The sequence below is a fragment of the Adlercreutzia sp. ZJ138 genome, assembly GCF_011038935.1.
Classification (GTDB): Bacteria; Actinomycetota; Coriobacteriia; order Coriobacteriales; family Eggerthellaceae; genus ZJ141.
In genome coordinates this window covers 16,400-29,154 of sequence record NZ_JAAKEA010000026.1, presented here as the reverse complement: position 1 = coordinate 29,154, position 12,755 = coordinate 16,400, and the positions used below count along the sequence as shown (strand labels likewise).

At 56.4% G+C, this 12,755-nt stretch carries 9 protein-coding genes; 6 read left to right on the top strand and 3 right to left on the bottom strand.

Going from position 1 to position 12,755, the window contains the following annotated elements:
- Positions 1 to 301: 301 nt before the first annotated feature.
- Positions 302 to 1,396, bottom strand: coding sequence for a DNA/RNA non-specific endonuclease (locus G7Y43_RS09560; protein WP_241158236.1), 1,095 nt, complete (start codon positions 1,394 to 1,396; stop codon positions 302 to 304).
- A gap of 136 nt (positions 1,397 to 1,532) precedes the next feature.
- On the opposite strand from G7Y43_RS09560, the gene G7Y43_RS09555 reads away from it, so the two are divergent.
- The 6 genes from G7Y43_RS09555 to G7Y43_RS09530 all read left to right on the top strand — a co-directional run bounded on the left by G7Y43_RS09555 (position 1,533) and on the right by G7Y43_RS09530 (position 9,677).
- A complete protein-coding gene (locus G7Y43_RS09555; protein ID WP_165046183.1) occupies positions 1,533 to 1,970 on the top strand; it encodes a thioesterase family protein in 438 nt (145 codons plus the stop codon).
- A 232-nt stretch (positions 1,971 to 2,202) separates the two neighbouring features.
- Positions 2,203 to 3,225, top strand: a complete 1,023-nt coding sequence (locus tag G7Y43_RS09550; protein ID WP_165046182.1) for a helix-turn-helix transcriptional regulator — start codon at positions 2,203 to 2,205, stop codon at positions 3,223 to 3,225.
- 211 nt (positions 3,226 to 3,436) lie between these two features.
- Positions 3,437 to 4,720: an ATP-grasp domain-containing protein gene (locus G7Y43_RS09545; RefSeq protein ID WP_241158235.1), complete on the top strand. Its 1,284-nt coding sequence runs from the start codon at positions 3,437 to 3,439 to the stop codon at positions 4,718 to 4,720.
- A 164-nt stretch (positions 4,721 to 4,884) separates the two neighbouring features.
- The gene (gene asnB, locus G7Y43_RS09540) at positions 4,885 to 6,735 is read left to right on the top strand and encodes an asparagine synthase (glutamine-hydrolyzing) (protein WP_165046181.1); all 1,851 of its coding nucleotides are present in this window, start codon (positions 4,885 to 4,887) and stop codon (positions 6,733 to 6,735) included.
- A 12-nt stretch (positions 6,736 to 6,747) separates the two neighbouring features.
- Positions 6,748 to 8,349, top strand: coding sequence for a Mur ligase family protein (locus G7Y43_RS09535; RefSeq protein ID WP_206215121.1), 1,602 nt, complete (start codon positions 6,748 to 6,750; stop codon positions 8,347 to 8,349).
- Positions 8,350 to 8,420: 71 nt separating this feature from the next.
- The gene (locus G7Y43_RS09530; RefSeq protein WP_165046180.1) at positions 8,421 to 9,677 is read left to right on the top strand and encodes a glycosyltransferase; all 1,257 of its coding nucleotides are present in this window, start codon (positions 8,421 to 8,423) and stop codon (positions 9,675 to 9,677) included.
- 194 nt (positions 9,678 to 9,871) lie between these two features.
- Here the strand turns inward: G7Y43_RS09530 and G7Y43_RS09525 are convergent, their stop codons facing one another.
- Entirely contained in the window at positions 9,872 to 11,332 is a 1,461-nt protein-coding gene (locus G7Y43_RS09525) for a S1C family serine protease (RefSeq protein WP_165046179.1), read from the bottom strand.
- A 186-nt stretch (positions 11,333 to 11,518) separates the two neighbouring features.
- Entirely contained in the window at positions 11,519 to 12,730 is a 1,212-nt protein-coding gene (gene ilvA / locus G7Y43_RS09520; protein WP_165046178.1) for a threonine ammonia-lyase, read from the bottom strand.
- Between the last annotated feature and the right edge of the window lie 25 nt (positions 12,731 to 12,755).

The following is a 12,755-nucleotide window of genomic DNA, read 5'->3' as shown; positions in this document are numbered from 1 at the left end:
ATTTATCGTCTTCGAAATGTCTGCCTCACAGTATCCGGTTCTCAAGGTCCCTAACCTGCATAAGACCTGCTCTCTTTGGTCTTATCAGGGCTTGTGTTTGCTTTCGAGGTCTCCCCCGAAGCGCAAGGCGGTACTCTACCCCCTTAGCGGGGACAGGTCAAGGGGTTTGAGGGGAAAATTTTCGTATTGTCTTTCGCTTGAATTCAAAAAGAGGTTGTTAGCTGGTAAAACCTCTGTAACACAACTGATAAGTAATTATGAAGGAATTATGGTTGCTTCCGATCAATTCCCCATTAATGCCTTATGGCTTACACGTACCACAGGGTTCATAGCCGAGAGCAACCACCTCTTCACGTGTACCACTGAATGCCTTTCTGTTTGATTCCTTAATGTCTACCACCGATGAACAGTTTGGTAGGTGGAACCGATTCGTGGAGGTATTCAGTACGTAAGAGCACTGCGAAATATCAGCAACGGCTTCTGGAGCACCTGTTTGAAGCGCGCCTTGCGTCGACCCGTGAGCGGCGGCATTCTCGTTGTTCTCATCTTCCCCGTTTGCGCTCACCGCAGCGAAGTTCGACGTATTGTCAGGCCAGCTATCGCCTGTTTTGTAATCGATGGCAACGCCTGGCTCCACGTTGTAGCACCAAACACAGAATTCTAGGCCCCAGCCGTCATCTTCCACCGAGCGCGCCTCCATGAGCACGCCTGAGGCAACTAAGTTGTCGCCTTCAAACACCGGCGTTACCCGATAGAGCACATGATTTCCCGTGGTGCGCACGTAGTCGGCAATGGATTCCTCATACGGGAGCATTCCCTGGGAATTCATACTTCTTGTTCCCGTTATGAGATTGAGTTCGTTGGCATTCTGCCCTGTTAGCTGATATGCAATAAGATGACTGCGGTTGTAGAGACTTTCGCCATCAACCCAATCGTATTGTTCCGAATGCCATCCGCTCGGGCGCACCTCCTGAATGCTGCCCCGCTCTTCGGTCGGCATGGTTTCCTTGCCAACCACCGCCACCGCCGTGTCGCAGCGCCCCAATTCGTCCAAGGGACTAAACGCCTCGAGTCCTTCAGGCGCATCCGTATCGTCAAAGTACGGCGCGCCTCCATTGAGTTCAACTGTAAGCTCCCCTTCGTACTGGGGAACAGTGGCCATGTCGAAGCCCTCGACGGATAACAGCGGGCCAGCTTCTGCAGCGGAAACTTCCACGCTGTTAAAGGCCGCTTGCGAGCCACTATCATTTGAGCACGCCGTAAGTGGCAACGAGAACACAAGCGCGCATACGAGCGCGAGCGCTACCCGCATATGCAGGTTCCACGTTCTCGAAACCAGCGGCCAGAAACGCCGCTTATTCTGTAGTTCGCCGTGCGGCTCATGTTTGCAATCCATGACGGGAATTCTACAACGCCATGCACGACCACCCTGCGCAAAATAAGGAGATGAACGAAAACAACCTGAACAACCCGAACAGCCTGGCGAAATAAGGAACATAATAAGCAAGACGTAAAAGAGAATGGAGCACCTCATGCAGATTCGAACCCCTTTCAAAGTCCGTTACGCCGAAACTGACATGATGGGCGTTGTGTACCATGCCAACTACTTGTTGTACTTCGAAGACGCCCGCACCGATTTCTTAGAGCATGCCGGGTTCCCCTATACGAGTATCGAACAAGCTGGATACATGTGCCCTGTTTACCACGCCGACATACAATACGGTGCCCCGCTACGCTTCGGGGAAGAAGCGTTCGTGCTCACGCGCGTGGTGAAGAGTACTCCGACGAAGACCACCTACAAGCAAGAGGTGTTCCGTGCCGACATGAACCCCGCAACCGACAAGCCGCTTGTTACCGGTTACCTAACAGGATGCTTAGTTGAACGCAGCACCTTCAAGCCCGTCAGCATCAAACGAGCACTGCCCCAGCTGTACGCACTGTACGAAAAACTGGTCGAACCCGAACAATAATAAGATCGTGCGCTGGAAACACCACGCTGCCGATGTGGTGCGCACTGCCGGTCGCGAAACACGCTATTGACCAGGCACTTGCAACCGAAAGGCGCCATGAGTTTCCTTAAAATTGCGAGAAAAAGCAGCTCGAAGTTGGTAGATCGAAAACGCCCGTGATCCTAACGTAAGGAAACGTCAGGCACGTTTCAGTCGCATCACCAAGCGCAACACAAACAGAGAAAGGAAGCTCATGAGTTTTCGCGATAATCTTCAGCATATGCGAGCAACGAAAAACATGACACAGGAACAGCTGGCCATGCTGCTCGGTGTTAGCCGGCAATCGGTAACCAAATGGGAAGCCGAGCGCGCATACCCGGAAATGGACAAGCTCATCAAGATCTGTCAGATATTTGATTGTACGCTCGATGAACTGGTGCAGGGAGACTTAACGTCGCGAACACCTGACCCGACCTGCGCGGCAACTGAAAGCCTCGGCACATACACGCCGCAAGACATCTGCGGGTACGACGAGCACATGCGGTCGTTCGCCCGCTCCATTGCAACCGGCGTGGCGGCTATCATCGCAGGCGTGGCCATTGGCAGCGCATTCGAGGGAGCAGCACCGAGCACGTTCTCCGACCCCGACGCCATCACGCTTATCTTTGTCTTTCTCGGCGTTGTCATCGGTATGGCTCTTCTCGTGCCTGCTGGCATCAACCATACCCGGTTCGTCAAGGAGCATCCCTTCGTCGAAGATTTCTACACACCCGAAGATCACAGCCATACGAACCGCTTGACCTCGCGCTGTGTCGTTTTCGGAATTGCGTTCATCTTCTTGGGTGTTCTGGCTTCGCTGATGTCCGCATTCAGCGAAACGACACAAACGGTTATCTTTCTTGCATTCGTGGCAGCAGGCGTGTGGGCATTCATATACGGCGGCATCATGCATGGGCGACTCGACATAGCAAGCTACAACAAAGAAGCGGTGGAGGAATTATCTGACGCCGAGATAGCAAACCTGTACAGCGACGATGAACAGCGCAAACGAGCTTTCGCAGCGCGGCGTAAGAGTAAGCTAACTGGCACTGTTTGCGGCATCATCATGCTTGCGGCCACCATTATCATGCTTGTCTGGCTGTTTATTCCGACTGCAAACGCAGGCTTCTCCTGGAACTACGACTCTGGGATTGGCAGCCTCTTCTGGCTACCCTTACCCATCGGCGGCATCTGCTGCGGCATCGCGGCTATTGTCATCGGGAGCTTTAAAGAGTAGCAATAGGTGCTGCGTCATTTCAGTCGCAGCACCTATTGCTCGTCTGCACGATACACAAGCGCCTTCGCTAGGCCACTGTGCGACACTGGCGACACCCCGCCCCACTGCAGTTTGTGGTTATGGTCAGCTCCGCCCAGATGTGCAGGCGACGTGCCCCTTGGCTGGTATAATGGCGGTTCTCACGCATTCGTACGTTCAAGGAGCAATCAGCATGCCCGACACAGAAGCAGCGACGCGCACCGCGTCCGCGCAACGCCCCGCTACGCCGGCAACCGACTTCATTCCTGTACTTATCGGTGGCGACATGAACTGCTATTCGGTGGCCCGCGCCATTCACGAAGAATATGGCATCAAAAGCCAGGTGTTCGGCCGGTTCGCCGCAGGAGATACCAAATACAGCCGCATCGTGAACTGCACGTACGAACCGAACTTGCACGATGTTGACGTGCTGTTGAAGACCGTTAACGACTTCGCCGGGAAGCACGCCGACACCACCTGTCTGGTGTGGGGTTGCACCGACGGCTACGCAGCAATGCTCATGGAAATCCAGGATCGCCTGCGGGAGAATTGTGTCACGCTGTATATCGGTACCGAACTGCGCGACAAGTTGGCGTCGAAGGCCAGCTTCTACCAAATGTGCGAGCACTACGGAATTCCCTACCCCAAAACATTCTACACCTCGGGTGAACTTGCGCCTGAAGAGCTGACCGAAGCGGCGATTGGCTTTCCCTACCCCATCATCGTGAAGCCTTCCATGAGCGACACATACTGGGAGCACCCCTTCGAGGGCATGAAGAAGGTGTACACCGCCGCTTCCCCCGAAGAGGCCTCGCGTATCTTGGGTCTCATCTACGGTGCGGGCTACCCCGACCAGGTGCTGTTGCAGGACATGATCCCTGGCGATGACAGCAACATGCGCGTGCTTACCGGATATTCCGATCGTAAGAGTAAGGTGAAAATGATGTGCTTTGGCCACGTGGGGCTCGAAGAGCACACAGCCACGGCACTTGGCAACCCATGCGCCATCATCACCGAAGCGAACCCCGAGTTAGAAAACCCTATTAAGGAATGGCTCGAAGAAATTGGGTTTACGGGCTTTTCGAACTTCGATATCAAATACGACATGCGCGACGGTTCCTACAAGGTATTCGAAATTAACCTGCGTCAGGGTAGATCGAACTACTACGTTACCGGATCGGGCAACAATATTGCCCGCTATGTAGTGGAAGACCGCGTGTATAAGCGCGACCTGGGCGAATGCCACCACAACAAAAACGTTCACTTCTGGCATTCCGTGCCGCGCGAAATCGTGTTCCACTACGTGAAAGACAAGGCGTTCGTGTCACGCGCGCGGCGGCTTTCCGAAACTGGCAACGAGTCAGTGACATTCGACTACGCCCCCGACCTGAAGGGCAACCTGCTGAGGTGGCTGTACGTGAAAATTCACATGCACCGCTACTTCGACAAGTTCGCCCACAGCGAGCGCTACAAGTAGAAACGAACGGGCGAGCTCCGAACGCAAACAAACAGGCAGAAAACAACAGGCGGACAGCGAGCGACACATCGCAGGATCGCAAACAGGTAAGCGACAGGTAGTCAAACACACGGCGGACGGGCTCAAATACAAACGCCTGTCTGCGAAAAGAAAGGACCGGTCATATGTGCGGATTCGTCGGCTTCACCGGCGAGGTGGAAAACCGGGAGGCAGTGCTTGAGACCATGATGCAGCGCATTGTGCATCGCGGCCCCGACATGGGTGGATCCCATTTCGACGAGGGTGTGGCCATGGGTTTTCGCCGCCTGTCTATTCTCGATTTGTCTGAAGCAGGCGCCCAGCCCATGGGCAACGACAACAGTTCTGTGGTGGTCACCTTCAACGGTGAGATTTACAACTTCCGCGAGCTAAGGACCGAACTTGAGGCAAAGGGCTACGTGTTCCACTGCGGTGCCGACACCGAATCGCTACTGCATGGCTACGAGGAATGGGGCGAGCAGGTAGTTGACCACCTGCGTGGCATGTACGCGTTTGTAATCTACGACAAACGCGCGAACAAGCTTTTCGGTGCACGCGATATTTTCGGCATCAAGCCGTTCTACTACTACCAAACAGCCACGGGTGACCTCTTGTATGGCAGCGAGATCAAGGGCTTTCTCGACCACCCCGGTTTCGAGAAAGCCGTGAATAAGCGCGCACTGCGCCCGTATATGACGCTACAGTTCCCCGCTACCGACGAGACGTTTTTCGCCGGTGTACACAAGCTGCCCGCCGCTCACTGCTTCACGTTTGACCTGAAAACGCACACCATGGACGTCCGCCGCTACTGGCAGTGCGACTTCTCCGACGACAACTCGAAGGATTTCGACGCCTACGTGGACGAATGCGACGCAATTGTGCACGAGAGTGTGCAAGCTCACCGCATCGCCGATGTGAAGGTAGGGTCTTTTTTGTCGGGAGGCGTCGATTCCAGCTACATCACTGCGTGTCTCATGCCCGACAACACGTTTTCCGTGGGGTTTGACTACGAAAATTTCAACGAAACGAACTACGCTGCCGAGCTTTCCGAGAAACTGGGCGTGAAGAACTTCCGCAAAATGGTAACCGCCGAAGAATGCTTCGAGGCGCTGCCCACCATCCAGTACCACATGGACGAACCGCAATCGAACCTGTCAAGCATTCCGTTGTACTTCCTGGCACGCATGGCGTCAGAGCAGGTGACGGTCGTACTTTCTGGCGAAGGAGCCGATGAACTGTTCGCCGGCTACGAATGGTACGAGGACACACCCGAAATGGCGAAGTTTAAGCGCACCGTGCCGCTGGGGGTGCGTCGCGCACTGGGCTCGCTCGTGCAGCACCTTCCCTACTTCAAGGGCCACAACTTCCTCACGAAATGCGCCGAGGTACCCGAGCGCTGGTACGTGGGCCAAGCGTTCGTATACTCCGCCGAAGAGGCTGACGAGGTGCTCACCGAACCGTACCGACATGGCCCCGACGCCTTCCAAGTTGCCGCACCCATCTATGAGCGCGTGCAAGGCTTCTGCGAGCTGTCGAAGAAGCAGTACCTTGACATGAACCTGTGGCTGCCCGGCGACATTCTGCTGAAAGCCGACAAGATGTGCATGGCACACTCACTCGAGCTGCGCGTGCCGTTTCTGGACAAGCGCGTGATGGAGTTCGCCGAACATGTGCCGGCGCGCTATCGCGTGAACGAACAGGGCAACAAACAGGTGCTGCGTATGGCCGCAAACCGCGTGCTTCCTGATGAGTGGGCTACGCGCCCCAAGAAGGGTTTTCCCGTGCCTTTCCGCTACTGGCTGCGCGAGAAGCGCTACTACGACTACGTGAAGGAGTACTTCTGCGCACCATGGGCAGCGGAATTCTTCGACTGTGACAAGCTGATGAAACTGCTTGACGACCACTACGAGGGACGAGCAGCAAACCAGCGTAAGATCTACACCGCGCTCACCTTCCTGGTGTGGTACAAGCGTTTCTTCATCGACGAAGCAGCGTAAGGCGCACACCACATGAACGAGTATGAGTGCATGAGCAAACCTGTACAGGCGCCCAAAACGATAGGCTTTTTCGCCGAGCTTCTGCGCAATTGCGGCGTGCTGGCCGACGTCACAGATAACGAGGAAACCCCGCTTGACGAAGTGGCGGCATTGCTAGACGCGCCTGTTGAGTTCGCCACGTGCGACTCGCGCGACGTGCGCGCAAACACGCTGTTCGTATGTAAGGGAGCCGCATTCAAACGCGAGTATTTGGAAGCCGCCGTACAAGCTGGTGCTTGCGCCTACGTGTCAGAAACCCGCTACGACGGCATTCGTGCAGTGGCACTGCGCGTGACCGACGTGCGTGCGGCCATGGGCACCATCGCCGACGCTGCATGGGACCACCCGTCGGCGGATGTAGCCGTATGCGCGTTCACCGGCACGAAGGGCAAAACTACCAGTGCGTTTTACCTGCATGGTATTTTAAGCGAAGCGTCGAAGGTGGCGGGTGCACCCCGTCCGGCGCTGCTTACTGGTATCTGTTTCGATGACGGCGTGGAGCAAGGATCCTCGAAGCTCACTACACCCGAGCCCTTCGACTTGCAACGCCATTTGGCAAACGCCCGGGCGGCAGGCGCGCCCGCATTCGTGATGGAAGCGTCGAGCCAAGCGCTAAAGTACGGACGTATGCGCGGCGTTGCCGTGGCTGTAGGCGCGTTCACCAACATAGGAATCGACCACATATCACCCATCGAACACCCCACGTTTGAGGATTACTTCGCTTCGAAGCTCGCGCTTTTCGACTTGGCCCACACGGCCGTGGTGAACCTCGATATCGAAGAACCCTATCGCACGTCCATCCTTAATGCGGCACGGGCCGCATGCGAGCGCGTGATTACCTATTCGTGCGATGCACGTGCACATGCCGAGGCCGACGTGGCTCTCACCCACGCAACACGATGCGACGGCGGCGTACAAGTGAAGGTGTGCACGCCTCAAGGCAACGTGTGTGCCCACATTCCCACACCGGCGATGTTCAACGTAGCAAACGCCGTTTCCGCCATAGCATGCGCGAGCGCACTGGATATTTCGGCCGACGTGATGTCGCGCGGGTTGTCGGACGTGACGGTGCCCGGGCGCATGGAAACGTGCGCCACCGCCGACGGACGCGTGGTTACTATCGTCGATTACGCACACAACGGCATGAGCTTAACAGCCCTGCTTAAAAATGTGCGCGAGAGCTACCCCGACCGCGAATTGCGCGTGCTGTTCGGCGCAACAGGAAACAAGGGCGTCGAGCGTCGGGCTGATATGGGGGACGCCGCCGGTGCACTGGCTGACCGCGTAATTGTCACCGAAGACGACCCGGGAACCGAAGACCCCGCCGACATCGCGCGCGAGATCGTCGAGCACCTTGAAGCGCAGGGACTGCATCAACATGAGATGATTCTCGACCGCGAACAGGCCATTCGTCATGCTATCTTCAGCGCCGAGCGCCCCTGCGTGGTGGCCGTAGCCGGTAAGGGCCACGAGTGCACCATGAAGCGCGCCGGACACGATGACCCCTGGCCCACCGACAGCGCCGTAGTACGTGCCGCCATCACCGACTACGACGCCATGCATGCGGTACAATAAGGGCATTGTATGCGGCGCATGATGCGCCCGCCCGCCGTCGTTTTGCGCTTGCGCGCGTATTGGAGGTTCCCATGAAGATTCTCCTGGTTAATCATTTTCCGCTTGAAGGGTCGGGAAGCGGCACGTACACCATGAACACCGCACAGCACCTCGCTAAACGCGGGCATGACGTCTGTATTGTGTTTCCAGAAAACCGCGTACCGACTCCCCTTGATGGGGTTTCGCTGCGCCCGGTTTATTTCGACGCCGGCGACGAGCAGCGCGCACTTGCCGACAATCCCATAAACGATGGCAGTACGCATGACGGCAGCGCACCAACGCACCCACTGCCATTCAACTTCCCGTGCTTCACCACGCATCCGCGCAGCCTGACAACATTCGATGACCTGGACGACAACCAGATCGAGCGCTACCTGAAAGCGTTCAGTGCAGCCATCGACACAGCGGTGCGCGAGTTTAAGCCCGACATCATCCACGCCCAGCACGTGTGGCTGCTTGCTAACGTGGCCGCAAAGACCGGCGTGCCCACCATTGTCACAGCGCATGGAACCGACATGATGGGGTACCGCAAGTGGCCGCGCTTCCACGCGATCGCCAACGAGACGGTGCAGCTGTGCCACAGCATCATTGCCATCTCGAAAGACAACTACGACGACACCGTAACGACCATTCCCGCCGCAGCCGATAAGATGGTATTGCTGTTAAACGGTTACAACGAAGACATTTTCTACCGCGAAGACATTGACCGCACATCACTGCTTGCGCAACACGGCGTGCCCTACCAGGGGCAACGCATCGTGCTGTTCGCGGGGAAGCTTACCAACTTCAAGGGTGTCGACGTGCTACTACATGCCGCCGCGCGCTACGAACGTGAGCACCCCGACATCGTCACCTTGCTTGCTGGCAGTGGCGAAGAGCGTGATATGCTCGAGCGCCTGCGCGTCGATTTAGGGCTTTCGCGCACGTACTTCTTGGGTCATCAGCTGCAAGACAGCCTGCGCAGGCTCTACAACGCAGCTGACTTGTTCGCCATGCCGTCGCGACGCGAGCCGTTCGGTTTGGTGGCACTCGAAGCTATGGCGTGCGGATTGCCCGTTGTCGCAACGAACCAGGGGGGTTTACCCGAGTTCGTTACGCAGGAATGCGGCACGCTTATTGATGTTGATGACGAGATTGCCCTTGCGCGTACTATTGTAGACGAGCTCGACCGTACGGCCGCAACGCCCAACCGCAAAGAGCGCATTGCGGAAAACGTGTTCGAGCGCTATGCCCAATCGAAATTCGTTGTACGTCTTGAAGCACTGTATCAGCAGGTTGTCTCAGCATAAGCGCGACTTTACAATGCGGGTGTATGCGGTGTTTACAACAACCCGTACATACCCGAAGCACTAGTAAAGGCGGTGGGGGCTTCATCTAAGCTCCCACCGCCTTTCAATTCGGCGAATTATAGTCCGCCTTTGATCGTGTCTGCGCGATACGCTACAAACAAGCAGCGCAGACACTTCGTTTCATTCAGCCAATCTTATGCGGCATCCTGCAACTGGTTGGAGTCGAGGTTACGCAGCAGGTCGAAGATCGACTCACCGCTCTGCTGGCGCTGTTGCTGCTGTTGTTGCTGCTGTTGCGTTTCCTCGTCGGAACCCAGCGTCACTTGAACCTCCTGTGTTTCGCCACCGCGATTGATCTCAAGCGTTACCGTGTCACCAGGGTTCTTTGAGCGAACGTCGAGCATCAAATCACTTGCCGACTCCACTGCCTTACCGTCGAACTTGGTTACGATGTCGCCCTCTTGCAAACCCGCCTCAGCGGCACCAGAACCAGCGGCAACCGCAGCAATATAAGCGCCCGATTCAACAGACAAGCCGTAACGCTGAGCGTTCTGGGCGGTAACGTTCGACAACGACACGCCAAGCTGTGCATGAGTGGGTGTTTTTCCATCGATGATCTGCTGTGCGATGTTTACCGCATAGTTTACCGGAATGGCGAAACCAACGCCGGAGTAGTTGCCGGAATACGACGTGATCAGCGTGTTGATACCAATAAGCTTGCCGTCGGCGTCAACCAGCGCACCACCAGAGTTGCCCGGGTTAATGGCGGCGTCGGTCTGAATCAGGTTCGCGTAGATGGTAGTGGTGCCAGAACCCTGACCCATGCCGTAGGGATCTTGCGCACTACTGTCCATGATCTGCGAGCGGCTGGTGGCTGACACGATGCCGGTTGCCACCGATTGCTCCAAGCCGAACGGGCTACCAATGCTCATCACCCATTCACCGATGGTCAGGTTATCGGAATCGCCCAACTCGATCGCCCGCAAGCCGCTCGCGTTCGCCGCTTTCACCACAGCTAGGTCGGAGCTGGGATCACTACCAACCACCTCGGCGTCGTACTGAGCACCCTCAACGGTAACCTTCAGCGCTTCGGCACCTTGGACCACATGGTAGTTCGTAAGGATATAACCATCCTCGGACAAAACCACACCGCTACCCAACGAGGACTGCGCGAGCTCGCCAGTGGATGCCCCAAACCCGTACATGTCAGACTGAGTCGTGTACACATCGATAGCAGCAACGGAAGGCAGCGCTTTCTGGGCGACCGCTTCGGCGAGTGTTGCATCTTCATCCGCCGCAGTGACATCACTCGACCCAGACGAGCCGAGCTGCACCGGCGAGCCCGACCCATCGTTGGATGGGCCAAACATCTGCCAAGCGGCAAACCCACCGAGACCGAGTACGCATGCCAATGCCGCACCAGCAAATCCCAGGAGGAAGGTCTTTCCAGCATTCGACTCGCGCTTGACTGTAGTGGTTCCATTCACCGGGCTGTATGGGGCACCGTATGCATACGGCTGCTGGCCGACCGGAGCCGTATACCCCTGATGTGATTGATAGGGCCGTGTCGGGTTCGTGCCGTGCGTCGGTGCCTGATGGCTCGCACTCTGTTGCGAAGACGGTTGTTGCGGCTGATAAGGCTGCTGTTCTCTCATATCCTCACGCTCCTTACATACGAGGCGCTTACTCGCTGAATCGGCGGCGGCACAACGCCAGCACACCGGTGATCGATGCATCGCTTGCAGCGTACCAAACCGAAAAACGCGCTGTGCACCGACATTCCTAAGCGTCATCTTCCCGTCAAAGAACGACAACAGTTAGGACACATAAGAAAGCACCCATTAAAGCGACGCTTCCACCTCACGTACGTTAAGGCCTGCCTCTTTCAAAGCTGCAACAATGCTTTCCTTGTGGCGCACGTCAAACGCCTCGATGGTCACACGCAGTTCTACCGCCGCATTGCGGTTTACCGTGGCGAACTGATTATGGTTGAGGCGAATCACGTTGCCCGAATGCTCGGCCACAATCCGTGACACTTGCACCAGACCACCCGGACGGTCGGGCAGCATGATAGACACCGTGAAGATACGCCCACGCGCAATGAGCCCCAGCTGCACCACATTCGACATTGTGATTACGTCCATATTGCCGCCAGAGAGAATTGCCACCACATTCTTCCCTTCGGCCGGCAGGTGCGATAGCGCCGCCACCGTAAGCAAACCGGAATTCTCCACTACCATCTTATGATTCTCAACCATATCAAGGAAGGCAGGGATGAGTTCCTCGTCGGGTATCACAATGATATCGTCAAGGTATTTCTGAATGTAGGGGAACACCTTGTGCCCCGGTTCAAGTACCGCCGTGCCGTCGGCAATCGTACTCGCATGCGATAAGCACACTACCTCACCAGCATCAAGCGACGCTTTCATACACGCCGCGCCCGCCGGTTCCACGCCGATAACGCACACCTCTGGGTTCACGAGCTTGGCTGCCGTAGCCACACCCGATGCGAGACCACCACCCCCAATGGGCACCAAAATGACATCGACTTCGGGCAGCTCGTCGAAAATCTCCATCGCCACCGAGCCTTGACCCGTGGCAACGTCTAAATCGTCGAAGGGATGCACTATCGTAAGACCCTCGTCAGACGCCAACTGTTGAGCGTAGGCAAATGCTTCGTCGAACACCGAACCGTGCAGCACTACTTCCGCACCCAGCGCCTCGGTACGCGAAATCTTGATGGGCGGGGTTGTTTCCGGCATGACTACCACCGCACGCACACCGTACTGTTCCGCCGCGCGTGCCACACCCTGCGCGTGATTACCTGCCGATGCCGTAATAAGCCCGCGCTCGCGTTCGTCGTCGGTGAGCGTGGAAATCTTATAGTAGGCTCCGCGAACCTTATATGCCCCTGTACGCTGCATGTTCTCGGGTTTCAGATACACGTGGTTGCCCGTACTGCGCCCGAAAGCGGGGCTTTCTATCAGCGGCGTTGGAAGCGTAACCTCTTTCACCTTACGAGCAGCACGTTGAAAATCGTTCAAGTTATCCATGGAGTCTTCTAATCTCTTTCGCTTT

Coding starts and splice junctions, on each gene's coding strand:
- G7Y43_RS09535 (WP_206215121.1), top strand. CDS start 6,748: ATGAACGAGTATGAGTGCATGAGCAAACCTGTACAGGCGCCCAAAACG.
- G7Y43_RS09525 (WP_165046179.1), bottom strand. CDS start 11,332: ATGAGAGAACAGCAGCCTTATCAGCCGCAACAACCGTCTTCGCAACAG.
- G7Y43_RS09555 (WP_165046183.1), top strand. CDS start 1,533: ATGCAGATTCGAACCCCTTTCAAAGTCCGTTACGCCGAAACTGACATG.
- ilvA (WP_165046178.1), bottom strand. CDS start 12,730: ATGGATAACTTGAACGATTTTCAACGTGCTGCTCGTAAGGTGAAAGAG.
- G7Y43_RS09560 (WP_241158236.1), bottom strand. CDS start 1,396: ATGGATTGCAAACATGAGCCGCACGGCGAACTACAGAATAAGCGGCGT.
- G7Y43_RS09545 (WP_241158235.1), top strand. CDS start 3,437: ATGCCCGACACAGAAGCAGCGACGCGCACCGCGTCCGCGCAACGCCCC.
- G7Y43_RS09530 (WP_165046180.1), top strand. CDS start 8,421: ATGAAGATTCTCCTGGTTAATCATTTTCCGCTTGAAGGGTCGGGAAGC.
- asnB (WP_165046181.1), top strand. CDS start 4,885: ATGTGCGGATTCGTCGGCTTCACCGGCGAGGTGGAAAACCGGGAGGCA.
- G7Y43_RS09550 (WP_165046182.1), top strand. CDS start 2,203: ATGAGTTTTCGCGATAATCTTCAGCATATGCGAGCAACGAAAAACATG.